This is a genomic window from Streptomyces sp. NPDC104096, assembly GCF_055584385.1.
Genome location: NZ_JBVJMD010000175.1, coordinates 1 through 1,047, shown reverse-complemented (window position 1 = coordinate 1,047; position 1,047 = coordinate 1). Strand labels below are relative to the sequence as shown.

1 protein-coding gene is annotated in these 1,047 nt (G+C 55.4%); it reads right to left on the bottom strand.

Annotation, left to right across the window (positions count from 1 at the left end; all coding sequences use genetic code 11):
* Positions 1–206 precede the first annotated feature (206 nt).
* On the bottom strand, positions 207–1,047 hold an 841-nt coding region (locus ACZ60B_RS43075), incomplete at its 5' end, for a C40 family peptidase (protein WP_469397610.1).

Sequence of the window (1,047 nt, the reverse complement as noted above, 5' to 3'; positions counted from 1 at the left end):
ACGACATTGCTTCCTCCTTTACAGCGCCATTCGCCTCTCGCCGGGCGAGAGTTATATGGGCCGTTTTTTATTGTGGTCATTCAATCTTAACAATTTTCATCATAAAAAAACAGGAAGAAAAGCGAGAAATGCGCGTGGGGAGGTGCGATGGGCGATAGCTTGAGCAGGCGGTTGCGACCGGGGCCGCAACCGCACAGAGCAGGGAATTAACGGATAGTTTTCGGCGTTACTACGCGGCGTGCGCCGATGTAGTGGTTCTGCCAATAGTCGTTGTCGAGCTGGCTGATGCGGATCTCTTCACCGGTGCGCGGTGACTGGATGAATTTGCCGTTGCCGAGGTAGACGCCAACATGGTCCGCCACGCCGCGGTTGTTGATGCGGAAGAACACCAGATCGCCGCTTTCCAGTTCGCTTTTCTTGATCGGCGCCGCGTCGCGCAGGTGATACATCTCGTTGGCGGTGCGCGGCATTTTGATTTTCACCACGTCTTTATAGGCGTAATAGATAAGGCCGCTGCAGTCGAAGCCGGTGCGCGGCGAACTGCCGCCCCAGCGATAAGGCTTGCCCATCTGATCCATCAGCTTGGCCATCGCGGTCTGTTTGGCGTGTTGGTAGCGTTTTTTGTGCGCCGGGCTAAGTTTTAACGGCTTTTCGTCACGCGCCAGTTTGGCGGTGGCCATACCGGCTTCGCGGTGGCGACCATAGCCTTTTTTATAGCCCTTCTTCGGCGGGGTGACTTTAATCTTGGCAGTTTTCTGCGCTTTGGCCTTGGGTTTGGCGCTGGCGATCTTTTTCGCGCTTTTCTCGCTTTTCGCCTTGGCGGTCTTGGTTTTTTTCGCGGGGGCCGTCACTTTGGCTTTTTTAGCGGCTTTGTCCGCTTTCTTTTTTCTGCGGTCATCGGGCCGCGCTTCATTAGCATGGCTTTTACGCTGCTCGGCGGCAACACGCGCCTGTGGCGCAGCGTGCGCCAAATTGAAGAAGAGCTGCGTAAACAGCAGCGCAAAGAGCGTAAGAATTAAACGCATGTCGACGTCACCAACCTTGGCC